Raw genomic sequence first — 21,226 nt, forward strand, 5'->3', positions numbered from 1 at the left:
TGGTGATTGACATAAAAGTGTTTTAAACATTTAAATTACTATTAATTACCGATATTATGTCTTTAGGTTCAATAGTTCGCATTACATTTTCATAACCATCTATTTTTTTATTTCCATAAATTGATGTTGGTAATAAAGGAAATTTTTCTCTATCAGCAACCAAACAATTAGATAAAGGTTGGTTAAAAGGAACAAAACCTGCGTAAGGATGTGTGTTACCCCATAAAGTTACAACCGGTATTCCGTACATTGCAGCAATATGTGCATTTCCAGAATCCATAGAAAGCATTACATCTAAATGCTGTATTATTTTTAATTCATCAATAAAATCAATTTTTCCTGCAATAACGGCTACATTCGGTAAATTTTGTTGCAATTTGTTTAGTTGAACAATTTCTTCTTTACCGCCACCAAATAAGAATATTCTGAAATTACTGTTTTCTGATAAAAGCTGTATTGTTTTTTGCATTAAATCAAAAGGATATACTTTGGTTTGATATTGAGCAAAGGGAGCAATACCTATCCATTTATAAGTGTCTTTTTTTTCTATAATGGATGTTACTTTATCTGGAAGAATTGATTTTTCAGGAAATTTTGGCGATGATACATCAATAGAAAAACCCAATGTATTCAAAGTGTCTATGTGTCTTTGAATCATGGTTTTTAGTGGTTTTAAAATTTTGTTTTTAGAACGAGTTAGTGCTTTTTTTTCTCCTCTTCCCTTATCAGTAAATGCTGTTTTTACACCCGATGCTTTAAAAAAAGTGCGTAATAATTTAGAACGTAAAACATTGTGAAAATCGGCAACAAAATCAATTTTCTTTTTCTTTAAATCTTGAAATAATCGATAAATACCCCAGAAACCTTTGTGACGCTCTTTTAAATCGACACCAAAAAAATCAACTCGATCAATATCAGCAAAAAATGGTTGAAAAAAAGGTCTTGAAACAATGGTTACTTTTACGTTTGGATGTTGTTGAACTAGCGCCCGAATTACAGGTACTGTCATGGCAACATCGCCCATAGCAGAAAGTCGAATTATTAAAATATGTTTCATTTTTAATGTATAAAACTTTGCAAAGTGTAATATGAAAACTCTAAAATGGGTTTGTAGGCTAAAGAAAAAGCAACTAGTGGTAAAACTAAAAATACAATGCCAACATAAAACCAAATTTTAGCTGTTTTGTGCTGCATTAGTTTTGCAAATGAATATATAAGTAAGTAATAAATGCTTAAAATACCTAATGGTAAAAATAGTAATTGGGCAAAAGCATCAAAAAACTGCCATATAAATGCGCCTATTATTAACAATAATATTGTAAAAACAAATACTTGCGCTATTTTAATTAGTTTGGTCATAATAAAAAAAGACTTTCGTTAAGAAAGTCTTTCAAAGTTACTATTTTTTATTTTGATATAATACCGGATTTAAATCATCATCGTTGTACATTTTCATTTGTTTGTACACTTTCATGTATTTATCGCCATTTTCAATATCGGTAATTAATTGGCTGATAGATGTAAACATATCGTTTTTTTGATCTAATAGAACATCTAATTTAGCTTGACATTTAGCTCTATGATCTTCAGAAGCTGTTTCACGTGTTGCTTCTTCGTGCATATGATAAATTTTTAAAGCCAAGATTGATAAACGATCCATTGCCCATGCAGGACTTTCGGTGTTAATTTTAGCATCAGCCTTAACTGTAACATCAGCATATTTTTGTAAAAAGTAAGAATCAATATATTCAACCATGTCTGTTCTAACTTGGTTTGATGCATCAATTTTACGTTTTAACTCTAATGCAGCAACAGGATCTATTTGCGGGTCGCGAATAATATCTTCATAATGCCATTGCACAGTATCAACCCAGTTTTTAGCATATAATAAATGTTCAATAGAACCTTTCTCAAAAGGATTTTCAATAGGATGATTTACATCGTCGTATTTATGATAATCTACAATACTTTGTTCAAAAATAGGAAATGCGAATTCTGCAAACATGGATATAAGTTTTATTTACAAATATACTTTTAATAATTTTACAAAATAATAAATTGAAACCTAAAAGTTATGCATATACATTATATTTCAGAGCAAAACAGTATTTTGAATCATTTCTTAGCTCAATTACGCGATGTAAATATTCAAAAAGATTCCATGCGTTTTCGTAAAAATGTAGAGCGTATTGGTGAAATTATGGCGTATGAATTAAGTAAAACATTACCGTATAAACAAGTAGCTGTGCAAACGCCCTTAGGTGTTAAAAACACTACGGTTATTGAAGATAATGTGGTTTTATGCTCTATTTTACGCGCCGGATTGGCTTTGCACACAGGTTTTATGAATTTTTACGACGATGCCGAAAATGGTTTTGTATCGGCTTCTAGAGTTCATGGTGCAACAGATATTTTGGTTGAATACCAAGCAGCTCCATCGTTTAAAGGAAAACATTTATTGCTGTTAGATCCTATGTTGGCAACAGGGCATTCTATAGTTGCGGTTTTTAATAAATTAATGCAACAAGAAACACCAAAAGAAATTCATATTTGTGTGGTTATTGCTGCGCCAGAAGGCATTGCTTATTTAAAACAACATTTGCCTAGTTACGTACATTTATGGGTAGCAACTTTGGATGATGGTTTAAATGCCGAAAAATACATTATTCCAGGTATTGGTGATGCGGGTGATTTGGCTTTTGGCGAAAAACTATAATTTTAATAAAAACAACAATAAGCTTACGCCTAGGATGGTTGCTAAAACAGCTTCTTTAACCCATTTTGTGGGAGTATTGGCAATGAAATTTCCACCAATAATAGATAAAGGAAAAAAAGTAAACACCAATAACCCATTTGATTTCTGCGGAGCAATACAATAGATAACAACACCAATAATAAAACAAAGTACAATGTTTTTGTAAAGATTTAACTGGTTGGAAGCAATGCTTTTTAAATGAGTTAGCTGATATACCGTAAAAAGTACTGCAACCGATGCAAAAAACGAAATAGCTATGTTTTGATAAACACTTTCAAAATAACTAAAGTTAAAGCCAACAGCATATTTATTTGTCCAAAAGGCAACTAAATCAATATCGTAAAAAAGACTGTAGGTGTAAAACAAAATCGTAACAGTTAACAACGCTATAACAGGAATAATCCAATGACGATAATCTTTTTTAATGTACCAAATAATGGCTAAGTAAATCATTAAAAAATACAAAATAGTCCACGATTCAAATAAAGTGGCAAGAAAAATCCATAAACTGGCATCAAATATCTTGATTTTGGGTTGATTTAAGGTTTGTAAAGATATAATTCTACGCAAAGCCAAAAGCACAAATAAATTGGCAATAATTAATTCAGAATCATCAAAAAAGGTAGGGAAAAGAATCAAAAAACAAGCGTACAAAAATAATGAGTACAAATTATTTACAGCCAAATAGTTTTTTACAGTTATAAACTGTATTAATAAAACAGAAAATACAACGGCAATAAATAAAAAGCTTTTTTCAATTATAACTGCGGGTGATTGCAACCAGTCAAGATTTGATACTAGGTGTATAAAATATACCGCCAAAAGTAATAAACCTATTACAACATAGCCTATGGGTTTGCTCTTTGAAAAAAGATTTGTAAGCATTAATTAATTTTTATTGGGTTTTTGTAAATAACTTGTTGATAATTTTATTTACTTTTGTAGCAAAGTTAAAATTTAACTGAAACTAAACATAAATAATTTAATAACAATATTATGTGGACATCTTTTTTTGAAGCTATTGGATCTCTATTTTCAGATGTTTTAATGAAACCAATGGATTGGTTGGCTGAATTAGAATTATCAAACTGGTGGGTTGCAAATGCAATTACTTGGATTTTTATCATCATTTGCAGTGTAGCTTTTGTTTATTGGTTAAAACGATTGAGCTTTTTTGCTTCAACTAAAGAAGACGATCAAGATACAACAGCACATTCATTCTTAAAATAAAAAAAATCAGGATTTTAAATCCTGATTTTTTTTATTCTTTCTTTCTAATACTATCGTGTGCGTGGGTTTCAATACCATTGTTCCATAAGGTTAAAATATCGGTAGCTACAGCAGCACCACTTCCTGCCGCAATGGCAAGCTGACTTCTATGTCCTGCTAATGTACCTGCAACATACGCATTTTTAAAAACCAAATGATCATTATTGGCTAATTGAATACGGTTTTTCTTTGCTAGCGATTTACGATGAGGTATTACATAAGGTTGCAAACATCCTTCAATGGTAAAAGGATTTGAAGAGTTAACTGCAACCACAACAATTTTACTTTCGTAAATAGTATGCGTGGTGGTTACTAAGAAATAATCTGCTTCGGTTACAATAGAAACTACTTTCTCATGTGCAATTTGCTCTATTTTAGGATATAATTCCTGTAAATCTTTTGTAGTTTGTAAAAGCAAATCACTACCTAAAGTACCAGGAGTAATGCCGTATGCGTTGTTAAACAAGGCATCTTGTAGCATAGATCCTTTTTGGTGAGTTATAATGCCTATTTTTTTATCAAGCATAAATGGTTTTTCTAAAGCCGATCCTAAAACCAAAGCACAAGAAACGCCTGAAACTCCACCGCCAATTATTAAACAATCAAACATTTTATTTGTTTTTGTTGTCTATTGCTTTTGAGGTGTTGAAAATAAGTAAAATGATTACTGCACATAAAATAGCAATAATACAAATTAAAGCGATAACACTTTCGCCTTGAAATAAGTTGTCAAAATCTAATTTTGTGATATTTAATACAATCAAAGCAATAGCAATAGCAATGATTATATAGGTAACATATTTCATTATTGTTTTAATTTTGTTTGAATGTGTGAAGGTACTAAATATTTATTAGTTAAATAAACCTTTAACATTAGTAGCGAATAATTTAACAGCAATTGCTAATAAAACCACACCAAATACTTTACGAATTACTCCTAAACCGTTTGCGCCAATTAAACGTTCTATTTTTCCTGATAGTTTTAAAACAATATAAACAACCACAATATTTAATATAATGGCAAAAACAATATTAATGGTTTGGTATTCTGCACGCAATGCTAAAATAGTAGTCATAATACCTGGTCCGGCAATTAAAGGGAAGGCTAAAGGTACAATTGATGCTGTTTTAGGTTCTTCATCGCGATACAAGCTAATACCTAAAATCATTTCTAAAGCTAAAAAGAACAATACAAAAGCACCTGCTACCGCAAATGAATTTACATCAATACCAATTAAACTCAAAATGCTTTCACCAACAAACAAAAAGGCAATCATGATGCAAGCCGCAACAAATGATGCTTTTTCAGATTGAATTTTTCCTACGCGCGCTCTTAAATCAACAATAATAGGAATAGAACCTAAAATGTCAATAACGGCAAATAAAATCATACCTGCGGTAAAAATCTCTTTAAAGTTAATTTCCATAGCACTTAAATTTTTTGCAAAGGTATTTATATTCGTTTAAAATTACGAATTATTCAATATAAATTTAAATAAAAAGATATTTGTCTTTAAAATAGATTTAAAAGATATAAAACTTATTGAATTGTTAAATTAAAAATGTGCCTTAACCTACCTTAAATAGTTGTAACTTTGCCGCAGAAAATGATAGATGTATGTTTCAAATTGGTAAAACAATTGTTTCTGATGAGGTTTTAGAAAACGAATTCGTTTGTAATTTAACTGCCTGTAAAGGGCAATGTTGTATTGATGGCGATGCTGGTGCCCCTTTAAGTAAAGAGGAAACCACAATTTTAGAGGAAATTTATCCAAAAATAAAATCGTATTTACGCCCAGAAGGAATTGCCGTAATTGAAGAACAAGGTACTTGGGTTGTAGGTGAAGATGGTGAACACGAAACTCCATTGATTGAAGGTAGAGAATGTGCTTATGTAATTTTTGATAAGGATACTGCTTTGTGTGGCATAGAACAGGCTTATAATGAAGGGCTTGTGCAGTGGAAAAAACCAATATCGTGCCATTTGTATCCCATCCGAATTAAAGAATATTCACAGTTTTCGGCCGTAAATTACAATCGTTGGTACATTTGTGACGATGCTTGTGCTTTAGGTAAAGAGTTAGAAGTGCCTGTGTACAAATTCTTAAAAGAACCTTTGATTAGAAAGTTTGGTGAAGATTGGTATGCAGAGCTAGAAACAGTTGCTTTAGAGTGGAAAAAACAATCACCTAATAAATAAGGTACAAAGCGAATAGTTAATAATAGCTTCATGTTTTTTTAATAAATCGCTACCAATAATACCTTGAACTTTTGGTAATTTGTATTCAGTTAAAGCAGTATTAACATGTGATAAATCTAAAAGAATAATAGCATTGCTTTTTGTTTTCCATGTGTTAAATTGTAAGGTGTTGTTTTTAGAAATTTCAGTGTATAAACCATTTGCGCCAGCACCCGATGCTTTTGCATGATGTGCAACGGTTTGCATTTTAAAATGATTTTGCATTTCTAAATCAATACAGGTGTTAGATGCGCCTGTATCAATCAAAAACAATCCTTTAACACCATTTATTTTGACATTTACAAACAAGTGGTTTGATTTTCTAATTTTAAAAGAAACTTTAAAATAACCTTCTTGTTCTAAAAACAACGTAATATTTGTCATTTCAAATAATAAAAAAGCTAAAATACAAAATGATTTTAATAGATACGCATACCCATTTATACAGCGAAGAGTTTGCAACCGATCGTACTGAAATGATGGAACGCGCTTTACAAAATAATGTACAACACTTTTTTGTTCCTGCAATTGATGCTTCTTATTTTAACGGAATGCAACAAATAAAAGAACAATACCCTAACAATGTGCATTTAATGATGGGTTTGCATCCTTGCTATGTAAAACCAGAAACATATGAGGAAGAGTTGGCTTTTGTAAAAAAGCAACTAGATACAAACGCCTATTGTGCTGTTGGTGAAATTGGGGTAGATTTGTATTGGGATAAAACAACATTGGCTTTGCAACAACAAGCTTTTGCAACACAAATACAATGGGCAAAAAAATTAGGTTTGCCTATTAATATTCATTGTAGAGATGCTTTTGATGAAGTATTTGAAGTTTTAGAACAAGAGAAAAGCAATGAATTGTTTGGAATATTTCATTGTTTTACGGGCAATTTTAATCAGGCACAAAAAGCATTGTCTTTAAATATGAAGTTAGGTATTGGTGGTGTTGCTACCTTTAAAAACGGAAAAATAGATCAGTTTTTAAACGAAATTCCCCTTACCGAAATTGTTTTAGAAACCGATGCGCCTTATTTAGCACCTGCGCCACATCGCGGTAAACGCAATGAAAGCAGTTATGTTAGCTTAGTTGCTCAAAAATTAGCTGTAATTTACAATACAACCGTAAACCAAATTGCAGAACAAACAACAAAAAATGCTTTAAATATATTTAAATTGTAAATTGAAAATATATTTGTTTCATTTGCAAAAACAAAACGAACTATGTCAAAATTCGATTCGATACGTTTTTATCATGATGATGAAGTAAGCGCGATCATACAATCTATTGAGCAACATCCCATGGTAAAATCGTTGATAGATTTTACATTTCCCAATATAACCAACGATCAATTTCATGAATTGCTGCATGGTATCAATTCAATTAAGGACTTTCAGTCTAAAATTATTTACCATACATTACAACGCGTTTTAGCAAATTCATCAGAAGGTATTTCTAGTACAGGTTTTGAGAAAATCGATCCTGATACATCGTATCTTTATATTTCTAATCACCGTGATATATTGCTAGATACCAGTTTCTTAAACGTATTGTTGTTAGAAAAAGGAAAAGTAATGACGGCTTCTGCAATGGGCGATAATTTGGTTAAAAAGAAGTTGTTTTTAGACTTGGCCAAGTTAAACCGCAACTTTATGGTAAAACGAAATTTACCACCGCGCGAGTTGTTAGAAAGTAGTAAAAACCTATCCGAATATATTTATCATTTACTTACCGATGAAAACAGATCGGTTTGGATTGCACAACGCGAGGGTAGAACCAAAGATGGTAATGATGCCACACACCCAGGCGTTTTAAAAATGATTGGTATGGCTTGTAACGAAGCATCAATGATTGATTATTTAAAGAAATTGCGCATTGTACCAGTTACCATTTCATATGAATATGACCCTACAGACAAATTAAAAATGCCGCAATTAATGGCAAAAATGTCTGACGAAACGTATATTAAGGAGAAAAACGAAGATTTTATCAATTTAATGAGTGGCGTTGTAGGTCAAAAAAAACGCATTCATTTACATATTGGTGATGTTTTAGATACTGAATTAGATGTTATTCAGGCAGAAACCACCAACGTTAACAAACAAATACAGTTAATTGCAAAGGCAATTGATGATCAAATTATAGCAAATTATAAACTGTGGCCAACCAATTACATAGCGTATGATTTGTTAAATAACACCAATACTTTTGAGAAAGAGTATACCGATAAGGAAAAGCAACTGTTTTTACGTCGTTTAGAACTAAAAGTCGATAAAAACAACGAAGCCATGGTAGACACTTTCTTAGAAATGTATGCCAACCCTGTGGTAAACAAGTTAAAGTTACAAAATGCATAAACCAGCCATACTTTTAATATATACTGGTGGTACCATTGGTATGATTAAAGATTTTGTTACCGGCGCATTAAAGGCTTTTAATTTTGATCAGCTTTTAGAGCGTATCCCTGAACTGCAACTGTTAGATTGTAGTATTGATACGTATTCTTTTGATGAACCTATTGATTCATCAGACATGAACCCTGAACATTGGGTAACCATTGCTGAGGTTATAGAGAAAAATTATGATGCTTTTGATGGTTTTGTGGTGCTTCATGGGTCTGATACTATGTCATATACTGCATCGGCATTAAGTTTCATGCTAAAAAACTTGGCAAAACCTGTAATTCTTACGGGGTCACAACTACCTATTGGCGATTTACGTACCGATGCCAAAGAAAATTTAATTACCGCCATACAAATAGCAGCGTTACAGCAAAACAATGTGCCTGTAATTAAAGAAGTAGGTTTGTATTTTGAATACAAATTGTATCGTGGCAACCGATCAACTAAAATATCAGCAGAACATTTCAATGCATTTACATCGCCTAACTTACCGCATTTAGCAGAAAGTGGCGTACATTTAAAAATAAACGAACATTTGCTGGATGATTTTTATACGTCATCAAAATTAGATGTTCAAAAGAATTTAGATACCAATGTGTTTATCTTAAAGATATTTCCAGGTATTACCCAACATGTTTTAGAAGCTATTTTAAACATTGCAAATTTAAAAGGATTGGTTTTAGAAACTTTTGGGTCAGGTAATGCACCTACCGAGTTTTGGTTCATCAATACGCTTCAAAAAGCAATACATAAGGGTATAAAAATTGTAAATGTAACCCAATGTTGGGGCGGTAGTGTAGATATGGGTAAATACGAAACCGGTACGGCGCTAAAACAAATTGGCGTTATTTCGGGGCACGATATTACCACCGAAGCCGCCATTACCAAAATGATGCATTTATTGCCTAAACAATTAACTTCAAACGATTTTTCTACCGCTTTTCAAACTCCTATTTGTGGTGAGTTAATACAAGAATAAAAAATCCCGAACCATGGTTCGGGATTTTTTATTCTTGTATTAAGATGTTATTTAAAATTCTTATACAAATGTTAATATTGTATTAAAAATTATAGTATCTTCATAACATTAACAATTAAAATTAAGTATTATGAAAAACTTTTGTTTTTATTGGGGGGTAGTAATGCTAACCTCATGCAGTGATGATGCTTTAAATCCAACTGCAGAACCAAAAGGTGTTACTATGCTTTTTTATTAAACAAAATAAGCTTTATGAAACTATTTAGCATTTTAAATAAATACATATTTGTGCTGTTTGTTTTATTGGTAAACAATACAACAAACAGCCAAGTACTGTATACCGAAAATTTTGAAAGCTACCCTATTGGCAATATAGGTACCGATGTTACTGGGCAAATACCTGGTGTTGGGGGTTTGTATACGGTTTCTGCTATAGATACAAAATCATCTGCAGTTACATCTAATACCGAATTTCAAATAGTAACCGAACCCAGCAGAGGTAAAGTGGCGCAAATAGATCCTATGGCTATAAAAGGAGAATGGTATAGAGTATTGTATCGTACCGATTTAAAAACCATTTGGCAACAACGCACCCCTGGTAATAATGTGTTAAAAATAACTTTCGATATGTATTGCGGGGCTTCAGGAAATAATGGTACTGGTCTTGCTAGTACCAACATGGAACTACAAAGCGATAAAGGTACGTTAGCTTCCATTGGATATCATCCTTATCACCAATATATAGGTGTTGATGTTAAGCCTGAGTTTAAACGTATTAAAGGAGCACTTGGTCCTTTTTTATTTTACGCCAATGGGCAACCGTTAAAAGTGCCAGCTAACAGTTGGGTAACTTTTGAGGTATATGTAGACTATAACAACAGCATGGTATATTTTAGCATACCCGCTTTAAACTATACCTTTGCCAAAAACACAGGTACTTATATTTTAGATTTAAATGGTATAGAGCATGATGATAACCCTGTGTGGTTAAGTTTTGATACAGGGAAATTTACTGATGTTATACCTATACAACCCAACACTCCAAAAATAGATAACATTAATTTTTCGGCACAAAATACAGTACCAACAGTAAATTTAAGTGCAGAAAGTGTTTTAGCAACCCAATTTAACGTATACCCCAACCCAGCTACTACTATAGTAAACATAAACAGTGCAGAAAACAAGCATGTTAGCAAAATAGCTGTTTATGATGTTGCAGGTAAGTTGTTAAGTACCCAAAGTTTTAATAATGAAACCAACCTACAACTAAACACCGAAAGCTTGGCAAGCGGTACGTATATGTTGCACATCGAAACTAATGAAGGCACCGCAGTGAAGAAATTGGTTAAGAAGTAATGTGGTCTTAAAGTAGAAAATAGAAGTCAAAAGTAGCGCCTTTATTCCCTCCTTAAGGAGGGTTAGGTAGGTGTAAAATTTAAAGTAATTAAAAATTAAAATTAATGTATTATGGCACTAACAAATTTAAACAACAACCATTTGCCAGCAGCCGATGTTACTGCCGCAAATGATTTGCTTACTGCGTTAGAAAACGCATTAGCAAGTGTAAACACCACGCTTACTGCCGAGGATCGCTAAAAATACGGTAGTATTAATGAGCAAAACAAATTGTTTGTAAACAAGGTGTACGATTTTAACAACAGCCAGCCTAATTTAAGTACCTCACAGGTTGATTGGACGGAGTTTCACAACGACTATACCAGCCGTTTAAACATGGAAAATTTAATAAACCGATTAGAAAAAGTAACTACCAATTTAAAAAACGCTAAAATATTACACGATTTTGATAACTTTCAAGCAGCTTTGGTAGATTATGCCTACACTAACTTTATGGCAGGTACGGGTGCGTCAGGTTTTGAAACCAAACAAAACCAATTAAAGCAGTTTTTTAGCAAAACGGTTGCTAAAAACACCCCTCCTAATGAGTAATTTAGGCAGGCAATACATTAAAATAGTTGTCCTAACCAGTAATTTACTAGTCTGATGGATTAAAATACATATTGGGATAGGTTCTAGAATAGTCCGTTGGGGTTACACAACCCTAACGGATTATTTTTTAACCCTAAATTAGGGTAACATAACCCCAAAGTTGGGCTTGCATAACGTATACACATCAGTAAAACACCGCAAAATATCATTAAAATACCCCAACAGATCATTGTAGAACGTCATCAGACTATTTTAAAACCTAAACAAGTGTAGCATCGTCCTAAGAAATTAATAAAAACCCAAAACTATTTAAAAGCAATCTGTTAAGATTGCTTTTTTTATTACGTAAAAAACAATACATTAGAGCATAAAACAAAACACTTAGTACTATTGAAAAAGTTGTTCTACCTGCTGTTTTTGGTTACTGCCTTAAACAGTTATGCACAAAAGAATTTTTACATAAACAATGCATACAACCGCAACATTCTTAAATTAAATGTGCTGGGGTTGCCTACAGGTATGCTTTCTTTAAAGTACGAGCGTATTTTGTTAGACAAAAACAAAACCCTAAATGTAGGGGTTAGCTATATGTTTAAACGCAATGTGCCGTATTTAGATATGTTAAAGGGGTATATTGAAAGCGATATTAGTTTTGCAACATGGAATAACACCAAGGTGGCTACTTTTTCGGTTATTCCAGAGATACGGTTTTATTTTACCGATGTAGATGCAGTGGGGTTCTATGTTGCTCCGTTTGTACGATACGATCACTACCAAGCTGATATTAACTTACATTATCAGTATTACGATACTTCGCAAAGCATACAGCTTTCAGGTCCATTGGCATCGTTTGGGGTAGGAGTTGGTATTGGCAAACAATGGAAACTGAACAATAATTGGTATTTTGATGTAAACGCCAATGTGGCTTATCATACCAATTCGGGTACATTTAGCAAAAAAATACCGCTAACTTTTGAGCAACAACATTACATCAAACAGCAGTTAGATAATTTTGGTATCAAAAACGCCACTATGACAACCGATGTTAATGCATACGGAGCATCGGTTACTGCAAAAGCAAACCTTTTAATTCCCAGAGCAACCATTAGTTTTGGTAGAAGATTTTAATACAAAGCCGCTTCCTTTTTTAGAGAGCGGTTTTTTTGGGATTATTCCTAAAACAGTTCTTTAAACACCAAAATCGTAACTAATTAAAGTGTTACTATTTAACCTAAATTCCGTAAATTCGCAAATTGAATTTAAAAACAGTACCATGAGCACCAAATTCACAGAGTATAAAGGACTTGATTTGCCAACCGTAGCAAGCGAAATGTTACAGTATTGGAAAGAACAATCCATCTTTGATAAATCGATTACTTCTCGCGAAGGTAATCAACCATTTGTGTTTTTTGAAGGACCTCCTTCAGCTAATGGAAAACCTGGTATTCACCACGTGATGGCTCGTGCTATTAAAGATATTTTTTGTAGATATAAAACTCAAAAAGGCTTTCAAGTAAAACGTAAAGCAGGTTGGGATACACACGGTTTACCTGTTGAATTAGGTACCGAGAAAGAATTAGGTATTACCAAAGAAGACATCGGAACCAAAATTTCGATTGAAGAATACAACGAAGCGTGTAAACGCACCGTTATGCGTTATACCGATCTTTGGAATGATTTAACAGAGAAAATGGGGTATTGGGTAGATATGGAAGATCCGTACATTACCTACAAACCAAAATATATGGAAACTGTTTGGTGGTTGTTAAAACAAATTTATAATAAAAATTTGATGTACAAAGGCTACACCATTCAGCCGTATTCACCAAAAGCAGGTACAGGTTTATCATCGCACGAAGTAAATCAACCAGGATCGTACCGTGATGTAACCGATACTACCATTGTAGCACAGTTTAAAACCATTGAGGCATCGTTACCTGATTTCTTAAAAGGTTTCGGACCAATCGATATTATGGCTTGGACAACTACTCCGTGGACGTTACCAAGTAATACCGCATTAACTGTTGGACCAAAAATTGATTATGTTTTAGTAAAAACGTACAACCAATACACCAATCTGCCTATCAATGTAATTTTAGGTAAGCCTTTGGTTGCAAAACAGTTTGCAGGAAAATTTGTAGCTGTTGAAACCGAAGGAGAATTAGCAAATTACACCGAAGGTGATAAGAAAATTCCATATTTGGTAGTGGCAGAATGTAAAGGTGCCGATTTAGTTGGTATTCGTTACGAGCAGTTGTTGTCTTATACCTTACCTTTTGAAGATGCCGATAAAGCGTTTCAGGTAATTCCGGGTGATTTTGTAACAACCGAAGATGGTACAGGTATAGTACATACAGCGCCAACTTTTGGAGCCGATGATGCCAAGGTTGCTAAAGATGCAGGTGTACCACCTATGTTGGTGTTAGACGATGCCGGTAACCCAGTACCTTTGGTAGATTTACAAGGTCGTTTTGTGGCTCAAATGGGCGATATGGCAGGTAAATATGTTAAGAATGAATACTACAACGATGGTGAAGCGCCAGAAAAATCGGTAGATGTAGAAATTGCCATTGCATTAAAAGAAGCAAACAAAGCCTTTAAAGTAGAAAAATACGTACACAGTTACCCACATTGTTGGAGAACCGATAAACCAATTTTATACTACCCGTTAGATTCTTGGTTTATCAAGGTTACGGATTTTAAAGATAAAATGTTCGAATTGAATGAAGAAATCAACTGGAAACCTAAAGCTACCGGAGAAGGAAGGTTTGGAAACTGGTTGAAAAATGCAAACGATTGGAACTTATCGCGCTCTCGTTATTGGGGAATTCCATTGCCAATTTGGAGAACCGAGGATAAAACCGAAGAAATCATCATTGGTTCGGTAGAAGAATTGGTTGCAGAAATAGCCAAAGCCAAAGCAGCAGGTATCGATACAAACAATGCTTTTGATGGTTTTGTTGTGGGCGATATGAGCGAGGCAAACTATGATAAAATCGACTTACATAAAAATGTAGTTGATAACATTGTGTTGGTTTCTGCATCAGGAAAACCAATGAAGCGCGAAGCCGATTTAATTGATGTTTGGTTTGATTCGGGCGCTATGCCTTATGCACAATGGCATTATCCGTTTGAAAACAAAGAATTAATTGATAATCATCAATCATTCCCAGCTGATTTTATTGCAGAAGGTGTTGATCAAACTCGCGGTTGGTTTTATACCTTACACGCCATTGCAACATCGGTTTTTGGTGAAAAAGCATACAAAAATGTAGTATCAAACGGTTTGGTTTTAGATAAAAACGGTATCAAAATGTCTAAAAGTAAAGGCAATACCATTGATCCATTTCAAACAATCGAAGATCACGGACCAGATGCAACACGTTGGTACATGATTATGAATGCCAATCCGTGGGATAATTTAAAATTCGATTTAGACGGAATTACAGAGGTGCGTCGTAAATTCTTCGGAACGCTGTACAACACCTATTCGTTCTTTGCTTTATATGCTAATATTGATGGATTTACGTACAGTGAAGCTGAAGTTCCTTTAGCAGATCGTCCAGAAATCGACCGTTGGATTTTATCAGAATTAAATTCATTAATAAAAACGGTTGACGATGCGTATGCAGATTACGAACCAACTCGTGTAGCACGTGCTATTTCAGATTTCGTTCAAGAAAATTTATCAAACTGGTACGTACGTTTATGCCGCCGCCGTTTCTGGAAAGGCGAGTATGCTCAGGATAAAATTGCAGCTTATCAAACGTTATATACTTGTTTAGAAACCGTTGCCAAATTATCAGCGCCTATTGCACCGTTCTTTATGGACAAACTTTACAAAGACTTAACACAAGCAACTGGTAAAGAATCGTTTGAATCGGTACATTTGGCCGATTTCCCAAAATACAACGATGCAATTGTTAATAAGTCGTTAGAAAGTAAAATGGAGAAAGCGCAAATTGTATCTTCTTTAGTATTATCATTGCGTAAGAAAGAAATGATTAAAGTGCGCCAGCCGTTACAAAAAGTAATGATTCCTGTTTTAGACGCCAATCAAAAGGCAGAAATTGAGGCAGTTGCAGATTTAATCATGGCTGAGGTAAATGTGAAAGAAATTGAGTTGTTAAGCGATGCTTCGGGAATTTTGGTGAAACAAATCAAGCCAAATTTCAAAGCATTAGGTCCGCGTTTTGGAAAAGACATGGGCAATGTTGCGAAAGCAATTCAAGGTTTTACACAAGAACAGATTAATGAAATAGAGAAGAATAACGAAATTTCGTTGGAATTATCAGGAAATAGCGTTATATTAACAAATGAAGATGTTGAAATTTCTTCACAAGATATCGAAGGTTGGTTGGTAGCCAATGCAAACGGAATTACAGTTGCGTTAGACATTACCATTACCGATGAACTTAGAAAAGAAGGAATTGCGCGTGAATTGGTAAACAGAATTCAAAATATTCGTAAAGATTCTGGGTTTGAAGTTACCGATAAAGTAAAAGTACAAATGCAAAAAAATGCAATTATAGAAGATGCCGTTCAAGCTAATTTAGAATACATTAAGGCAGAAACATTAACACAAACCCTTGATTTTGTTGATGATTTAGCAAATGGCACAGAAATTGAATTTGATGATTTGATAACCAAAATTAGTATTACAAAATAAATTGTTAAGTTATGGAAAAGGAGAATGTACAAGTTAGATATTCAGATGCAGATTTAGCGGAGTTCAAAGAACTTATCTTAAAGAAAATAGAAAAGGCTCAAGCTGACCTAGATTTGATAAAAAGTGCTTATATGAACGATTTAAATAACGGTACCGATGATACATCGCCTACATTTAAAGCGTTTGAAGAAGGAAGTGAAACACTTTCTAAAGAAGCAAATTCACAATTGGCTATTCGTCAGGAAAAGTTTATTCGCGATTTAAAGAATGCTTTAGTACGCGTAGAAAACAAAACTTACGGAGTTTGCCGTGTAACGGGAAAATTAATCGAAAAAGAACGATTAAAATTAGTACCGCACGCAACCATGAGTATGGAAGCTAAATTGCAACAACGATAATTACTAAAACGCTCTTAATTAAGGGCGTTTTTTGTTTAAAATACGTTACATTTGTGCTCAAATTTTATAAAAAACACAACATGTCGTTTAATAAAGCGCTTATTTTATCTTTTTTAGTAATTGTAATCGATCAAATTTCTAAGATATACATCAAAACAAGCTTTCCTATTGGTGAAGTAACACAAGTTTTTAATTGGTTTCATTTTCATTTTATAGAAAATGATGGAATGGCTTGGGGAGTTGAACTTCCTGGCGATTACGGAAAACTACTTTTAACTACTTTTAGGATATTTGCTGTAGGTGGTATTTTGTATTGGTTAAACGATTCGGTTAAGAAAAAAGGATCAAACATTTTAATTGTTGCTATTGCTTTAATTTTAGCGGGTGCTGTAGGAAATATTATCGATTCTGTTTTTTATGGTGTGATTTTTAACGACAGTCACGGTCAAGTTGCAACTTTATTTAGCGATAAACCTTACGGAACGTGGTTTCATGGTAAAGTAGTTGATATGTTTTATTTTCCTATTTGGAAAGGATATTTACCAGAATGGTTACCTATTTGGGGTGGTAAGTACTTTACGTTTTTCAACGCTATTTTCAATGTTGCTGATGTAGCTATATCGGTAGGTGTTGGTCTTTTAATTGTATTCAACAAAAAAGTTTTTAAATAAGATTTCTTCAATAAGAAGTCTTTTTTTATCTTTAAATAAAACTAAAATTAAATTCTATGGAAACATTTCAATTAGTTGCGCAGGCAACAAAGCAAGAGCAAGCTACATTTTACAAAAAAACATACTTAAATTTAGCTTTAGGTATTGTAGCGTTTGTTATTTTAGAAACCATTTTTTTACGTATAGAGCCTTTGGTAAACTTTATGTTGAGCTTAACACAAGGTTATTTATGGTTGGTGTTGTTAGCGGGTTTCATGGGTATTACCTATGTTGCTCAAAAAATGACAAATGAAGGCGTAAGTTTATCAAAACAATATACAGGATACTTTCTTTATATTGTTGCCGAAGCATTAATTTTTGTGCCTATTTTATACATAGCAATTTATTACACAGCAGGAGCAGAGTTGCTAACGCAAGCAGTTGTAATTACGGCTAGTTTATTTTTAGGCTTAACCTTTATTGTATTTAGTACAAAAGCCGATTTTTCTATTTTAAGAAGCGTTTTAACCATTGGGTTCTTTGTGGCAATAGGTACTATTGTAGCAGGAATGATTTTTGGCTTTGATTTAGGATTATGGTTTTCTGTAATTATGATTTTATTGGCTTCAGGTTCTATTTTGTATAATACCTATCAAATTAAAAACAACTTTGGTACAGAGCAATATGTGCCAGCAGCTTTATCATTATTTGCATCATTAATGTTGTTATTTTGGTATGTGTTGCGTTTGTTAATGAGCAGAAACTAAAACTTTTAAAAAAAAGTAGTTCTTACTTATAAATACAAAAAGTCCCGCACAATGCGGGACTTTTTGTAACTAAACTAACCAAAATAAATTTTCCTTTTCATGTATTTTGATTAGATGTAAACAACAACTGTGCCAAAAGCGTTGTTGTGGGTGTTATTTTAATTCTGTTACGAATTTATCTTTAGGTTGACGCACTTTTTTCATGCCTTGTAACCAATCTCCATCTGTAGCACGATAACCTAATGTTAAGATAGTTTGCGATTTTAATCCTTTTGCTTTTAAACCTAACAATTCATCTAATTGATCGTTAACAAAACCTTCCATTGGTGTTGCATCTACTTGTAACATAGCTGCAGCGGCTACTGCTGTTCCAAAAGCAATGTATGATTGTTTGCCAGTATGCGCCGCTTGTTGCTCTTCGGTCATTGAAAATAACTGCGCTTTTAAACCCGCTTTGTAATCATCGGTATTGTCTAAAGGCAAACCACGCTCTGTATTCATGTGGTCAAAAATAGCATCAATACGTTCGTCTGTATATTTATCCCAAGAAGCAAAAATCAATAAATGAGAACCATCCACAATTTGCGATTGTCCGTATGCAATAGGTTGTATTTTTTGTTTTAATTCTTCATTGCTTACCACAATAACTTCAAAAGGTTGTAAACCAGAAGACGAAGGTGCTAAATGTGCAGCATCTACAATTTGTTGTACTTTTTCATCAGCCACTTTTTCGCCACTCATCTTTTTAGTAGCGTATCTCCAGTTTAATGCGTTTATTAATTCCATAGTTTGTTTTATTTGATACAAAGTTACGATTGAATGTACTTACAAAAAAATAATATAGATTAACAAAAGCATTTGATGCCTATTTTAACAAGAAAAGAAGGAAAACAGTAGGGATAAAATAAATAACAATGGTACGTGCGCCATCATAATCTTTTGCAATACGTTGACCATAAAGCAATAAAAGCAAGGTAATGCTTGATGTAATGCCAGCATAAAGCGCCATGTCTTTATTGTTGTTACATATTAATTGATATATACCAATTAATGAAAACAAAGCAGCAAATAGTTCTAATATTAAAATGATGCCCAATGCAAAAGGTACTTTATTACCTAAAAAAGTGTTAGCAAAATGCGATTTTAACCAACCTACGTTTCCTTTCCAATCAATAGCTTTGTCATAACCCGATTGTAAAAAAGTAAGTGCTAAAAACAGCAGAATCATTATTTCTGTAATATACGTCATGTGTTTGCTTTTTTGTAAAGATACATATAAAGCAATTACAGCAGTTCATCGTCTTCTGAAATAAAAAAACACGGTATTATCTACCGCGTTTATTACCTTTATTGTGTTTGCTTTTTTTGTATTCTTTTTTCTGTTGCCCTGGCGCGTAGCGTTTAGCACTTCTATCACCATAGTATTTCTTAGCTTGTCCTGGCGGAACCTTTGCTCCTCTAGAATGATGATGATTGGGCGTGTGTACAACACAACTTGTTAGGGTAGCCGAAAAAGCGACTAACAGCATTAAGATACCTGTGTAACGTGCCCATTTTGTAAAGTTTATCTTTTTCATGATGCAAATGTAATTATTTTATTAGGTGTGATACAATAATTAAGTTGTATGTCGTTTACAAAAACATCGGTAATTTCAGGCTCAGTTTCAAAGAACGATAAACCTATTTTTACCACATTGGGTTTGCATTTTGATAAAAACAAATCGTAAAAACCTTTGCCGTAACCAACACGATTGCCCTTGGTATCGTAAGCTAATAAGGGTACAAAAACCACATCAATAGCTTCATCGTTTACAGCAAAACCGTTTTGGGGTTCAGGTATGTTCCATTCGTTTTTTTTAACAACTACATTATCTGTAAGCAATACGTGTGCCATTTTACGAGTTTCGAAATCAGACGATGAAATAATGATGTTTTTATCCTTGCCTTGTAAAATATGCAACAAGTAATCGGTTTGTACTTCTTTGTGTTCTAAAATGCTTAAAAACACATGGTAATTCTCATAATTCCAAATATCTAATTTCAAAGCTTGGTTGGCAATTTGCAAACTTAAATCCTCAATTTGGTCTTCACTTAAGGCGTTTCGTAACTCTTTATACTTTTTGCGTAATTCTTTCTTAGTCATTTTCTAATTTGGTTGATATATGATAAACAGCATCGCCCTGAAAAACAATTGCCGCTTGGTTTTCACAAATGATGTATCCATCGTTAGGCGCTACAATTGCTTCTTCAATCAATCCATAAGGGTCAGTTATTTTACCTAATTGCGTACCTGCTTTTACAAATGCGCCGTTGTGAATAAAGTTATGCAACATACCCGAATATTGCGCCCTAATCCAAGTTGAATGTTCTATAACCACCATTTTCTTTTCGGGTTGTTTTGCGGTGAAATTGCTGTTTAACATGTTGAGTTTATCTAAAAAGCGAATGGTTCCTTGTATGCCTTCCTCAATAACCTCGTTGTTAATATCTAATGCTTTACCAGCTTCAAACAGCAAATACTTTTTGCCTAATTTATCACAGGCTTCACGAAACGAACCATCAATGTTGTTAGAGTACAATATAAAATGCGTAGCAAAGGCTTGTGCCAACACATCTAACACCTTGTTGTTAGGTTCAATACGAATTTGCGGTACATTAAATCTACCACGCCCACCTGCATGAAAATCAATTACATAATCAACCACAGGTACTACATCTTGCATAATACGATACGCAAACCTACTGGCTAATGACCCATTTGCCGACCCGGGGAAGATACGGTTTAAATCGCGCCCATCCGGAAAGTCACGTGCTTGGTTTACAAAGCCAAATACATTTACCAAGGGTATGCAAATAATAGTACCACAGTTAGGGTAGTTAATACCCCTGCGTATAATTTGGCGTACAATTTCAATACCCGTTAATTCATCGCCGTGCAAACCTGCGGTAAGCAAAACGGTAGGTCCTTCGTATATCGATCGCGATACAATAATAGGCACCTTAAGCTCAGTCATAGTGTGCAATGTGGCAATATTTAGCTCAATGGTTTTGGTTTCGCCGGGTATTACTTGTTTTCCTAAAAGTTCAAAGTTTTGTGTAGTTGGCTGCATAATGTAAGCAAATGTATATCCATCTTTAAAGATACTAT

At 33.5% G+C, this 21,226-nt stretch carries 27 protein-coding genes; 14 read left to right on the plus strand and 13 right to left on the minus strand.

The window, feature by feature from the left end:
* Positions 1-22 precede the first annotated feature (22 nt).
* The 3 genes from H1R17_RS04670 to H1R17_RS04680 are packed head-to-tail and all read right to left on the minus strand — an operon-like array spanning position 23 to position 2,005.
* Positions 23-1,057, minus strand: coding sequence for a glycosyltransferase family 9 protein (locus H1R17_RS04670; RefSeq protein WP_240453336.1), 1,035 nt, complete (start codon positions 1,055-1,057; stop codon positions 23-25).
* Between the two features lie 2 nt (positions 1,058-1,059).
* Positions 1,060-1,359, minus strand: coding sequence for a hypothetical protein (locus H1R17_RS04675; protein WP_163431584.1), 300 nt, complete (start codon positions 1,357-1,359; stop codon positions 1,060-1,062).
* A 40-nt stretch (positions 1,360-1,399) separates the two neighbouring features.
* Positions 1,400-2,005 (minus strand): DUF4254 domain-containing protein, encoded by a 606-nt coding sequence (locus H1R17_RS04680; protein WP_163431585.1) that lies wholly within the window; start codon positions 2,003-2,005, stop codon positions 1,400-1,402.
* Positions 2,006-2,074: 69 nt separating this feature from the next.
* Here H1R17_RS04680 and upp point away from each other — a divergent pair, with 69 nt between their 5' ends.
* On the plus strand, positions 2,075-2,716 hold the full coding sequence (gene upp / locus H1R17_RS04685) for a uracil phosphoribosyltransferase (RefSeq protein WP_163431586.1): 642 nt from the start codon (positions 2,075-2,077) through the stop codon (positions 2,714-2,716).
* Here the strand turns inward: upp and H1R17_RS04690 are convergent.
* On the minus strand, positions 2,711-3,640 hold the full coding sequence (locus tag H1R17_RS04690; RefSeq protein ID WP_163431587.1) for a DUF6427 family protein: 930 nt from the start codon (positions 3,638-3,640) through the stop codon (positions 2,711-2,713). The two genes, upp and H1R17_RS04690, sit on opposite strands and share 6 nt — an antisense overlap.
* Positions 3,641-3,751: 111 nt before the next feature.
* Here H1R17_RS04690 and H1R17_RS04695 point away from each other — a divergent pair, with 111 nt between their 5' ends.
* The gene (locus H1R17_RS04695) at positions 3,752-3,985 is read left to right on the plus strand and encodes a uracil phosphoribosyltransferase (RefSeq protein WP_163431588.1); all 234 of its coding nucleotides are present in this window, start codon (positions 3,752-3,754) and stop codon (positions 3,983-3,985) included.
* A gap of 31 nt (positions 3,986-4,016) precedes the next feature.
* Here H1R17_RS04695 and H1R17_RS04700 read toward each other — a convergent pair whose 3' ends face one another.
* Genes H1R17_RS04700 through H1R17_RS04710 form a run of 3 tightly spaced genes read right to left on the minus strand, consistent with a single transcriptional unit; the run spans position 4,017 to position 5,451 of the window.
* Positions 4,017-4,634, minus strand: coding sequence for an FAD-dependent oxidoreductase (locus tag H1R17_RS04700; RefSeq protein ID WP_163431589.1), 618 nt, complete (start codon positions 4,632-4,634; stop codon positions 4,017-4,019).
* A gap of 1 nt (position 4,635) precedes the next feature.
* Positions 4,636-4,830, minus strand: coding sequence for a hypothetical protein (locus tag H1R17_RS04705; protein WP_163431590.1), 195 nt, complete (start codon positions 4,828-4,830; stop codon positions 4,636-4,638).
* A 45-nt stretch (positions 4,831-4,875) separates the two neighbouring features.
* Positions 4,876-5,451, minus strand: a complete 576-nt coding sequence (locus H1R17_RS04710) for a MarC family protein (RefSeq protein WP_163431591.1) — start codon at positions 5,449-5,451, stop codon at positions 4,876-4,878.
* A gap of 191 nt (positions 5,452-5,642) precedes the next feature.
* Here H1R17_RS04710 and H1R17_RS04715 point away from each other — a divergent pair, with 191 nt between their 5' ends.
* A complete protein-coding gene (locus tag H1R17_RS04715; protein ID WP_163431592.1) occupies positions 5,643-6,224 on the plus strand; it encodes a DUF3109 family protein in 582 nt (193 codons plus the stop codon).
* On the opposite strand, the gene H1R17_RS04720 is transcribed toward H1R17_RS04715, so the two are convergent.
* Entirely contained in the window at positions 6,210-6,647 is a 438-nt protein-coding gene (locus H1R17_RS04720; RefSeq protein ID WP_163431593.1) for a retropepsin-like aspartic protease, read from the minus strand. The genes H1R17_RS04715 and H1R17_RS04720 overlap by 15 nt on opposite strands.
* A 29-nt stretch (positions 6,648-6,676) precedes the next feature.
* Between H1R17_RS04720 and H1R17_RS04725 the strand changes: the two genes are divergently transcribed.
* From H1R17_RS04725 to H1R17_RS04770, 11 genes are all read left to right on the plus strand, one after another.
* Positions 6,677-7,447, plus strand: coding sequence for a TatD family hydrolase (locus H1R17_RS04725; protein ID WP_163431594.1), 771 nt, complete (start codon positions 6,677-6,679; stop codon positions 7,445-7,447).
* Positions 7,448-7,489: 42 nt separating this feature from the next.
* Positions 7,490-8,623 carry a 1-acyl-sn-glycerol-3-phosphate acyltransferase gene (locus H1R17_RS04730; protein ID WP_163431595.1) on the plus strand — a complete coding sequence of 378 codons (1,134 nt, stop codon included), beginning with the start codon at positions 7,490-7,492 and terminating at the stop codon, positions 8,621-8,623.
* The gene (locus H1R17_RS04735; RefSeq protein WP_163431596.1) at positions 8,616-9,647 is read left to right on the plus strand and encodes an asparaginase; all 1,032 of its coding nucleotides are present in this window, start codon (positions 8,616-8,618) and stop codon (positions 9,645-9,647) included. Before H1R17_RS04730 ends, H1R17_RS04735 begins: the two co-directional genes overlap by 8 nt.
* Before the next feature lie 252 nt (positions 9,648-9,899).
* Positions 9,900-11,003: a T9SS type A sorting domain-containing protein gene (locus H1R17_RS04740; protein ID WP_163431597.1), complete on the plus strand. Its 1,104-nt coding sequence runs from the start codon at positions 9,900-9,902 to the stop codon at positions 11,001-11,003.
* 111 nt (positions 11,004-11,114) lie between these two features.
* Positions 11,115-11,243 carry a hypothetical protein gene (locus H1R17_RS14200; protein WP_255481750.1) on the plus strand — a complete coding sequence of 43 codons (129 nt, stop codon included), beginning with the start codon at positions 11,115-11,117 and terminating at the stop codon, positions 11,241-11,243.
* A gap of 30 nt (positions 11,244-11,273) precedes the next feature.
* Positions 11,274-11,594 carry a hypothetical protein gene (locus H1R17_RS04745; RefSeq protein WP_240453337.1) on the plus strand — a complete coding sequence of 107 codons (321 nt, stop codon included), beginning with the start codon at positions 11,274-11,276 and terminating at the stop codon, positions 11,592-11,594.
* A 390-nt stretch (positions 11,595-11,984) separates the two neighbouring features.
* Positions 11,985-12,722, plus strand: coding sequence for a DUF3575 domain-containing protein (locus H1R17_RS04750; protein WP_163431598.1), 738 nt, complete (start codon positions 11,985-11,987; stop codon positions 12,720-12,722).
* Positions 12,723-12,867: 145 nt separating this feature from the next.
* Positions 12,868-16,263 (plus strand): isoleucine--tRNA ligase, encoded by a 3,396-nt coding sequence (gene ileS, locus H1R17_RS04755; RefSeq protein WP_163431599.1) that lies wholly within the window; start codon positions 12,868-12,870, stop codon positions 16,261-16,263.
* An 11-nt stretch (positions 16,264-16,274) separates the two neighbouring features.
* Positions 16,275-16,661 carry a TraR/DksA C4-type zinc finger protein gene (locus H1R17_RS04760; RefSeq protein ID WP_163431600.1) on the plus strand — a complete coding sequence of 129 codons (387 nt, stop codon included), beginning with the start codon at positions 16,275-16,277 and terminating at the stop codon, positions 16,659-16,661.
* A gap of 80 nt (positions 16,662-16,741) precedes the next feature.
* Positions 16,742-17,332, plus strand: a complete 591-nt coding sequence (locus tag H1R17_RS04765; RefSeq protein WP_163431601.1) for a lipoprotein signal peptidase — start codon at positions 16,742-16,744, stop codon at positions 17,330-17,332.
* Between the two features lie 56 nt (positions 17,333-17,388).
* A complete protein-coding gene (locus H1R17_RS04770; protein WP_163431602.1) occupies positions 17,389-18,078 on the plus strand; it encodes a Bax inhibitor-1 family protein in 690 nt (229 codons plus the stop codon).
* 153 nt (positions 18,079-18,231) lie between these two features.
* Here the strand turns inward: H1R17_RS04770 and H1R17_RS04775 are convergent, their stop codons facing one another.
* From H1R17_RS04775 to H1R17_RS04795, 5 genes are all read right to left on the minus strand, one after another.
* Entirely contained in the window at positions 18,232-18,864 is a 633-nt protein-coding gene (locus tag H1R17_RS04775; RefSeq protein WP_163431603.1) for a nitroreductase family protein, read from the minus strand.
* A 79-nt stretch (positions 18,865-18,943) separates the two neighbouring features.
* The gene (locus H1R17_RS04780) at positions 18,944-19,327 is read right to left on the minus strand and encodes a DoxX family protein (RefSeq protein ID WP_163431604.1); all 384 of its coding nucleotides are present in this window, start codon (positions 19,325-19,327) and stop codon (positions 18,944-18,946) included.
* 76 nt (positions 19,328-19,403) lie between these two features.
* Positions 19,404-19,655 (minus strand): hypothetical protein, encoded by a 252-nt coding sequence (locus tag H1R17_RS04785; protein ID WP_240453338.1) that lies wholly within the window; start codon positions 19,653-19,655, stop codon positions 19,404-19,406.
* Positions 19,652-20,221, minus strand: coding sequence for a 5-formyltetrahydrofolate cyclo-ligase (locus tag H1R17_RS04790; RefSeq protein ID WP_163431605.1), 570 nt, complete (start codon positions 20,219-20,221; stop codon positions 19,652-19,654). Before H1R17_RS04790 ends, H1R17_RS04785 begins: the two co-directional genes overlap by 4 nt.
* Positions 20,214-21,188 (minus strand): succinylglutamate desuccinylase/aspartoacylase family protein, encoded by a 975-nt coding sequence (locus H1R17_RS04795; protein WP_163431606.1) that lies wholly within the window; start codon positions 21,186-21,188, stop codon positions 20,214-20,216. The genes H1R17_RS04790 and H1R17_RS04795 overlap by 8 nt, the downstream gene beginning before the upstream one ends.
* Between the last annotated feature and the right edge of the window lie 38 nt (positions 21,189-21,226).

This window comes from Flavobacterium sp. xlx-214, from assembly GCF_013874595.1.
Classification (GTDB): Bacteria; Bacteroidota; Bacteroidia; order Flavobacteriales; family Flavobacteriaceae; genus Flavobacterium.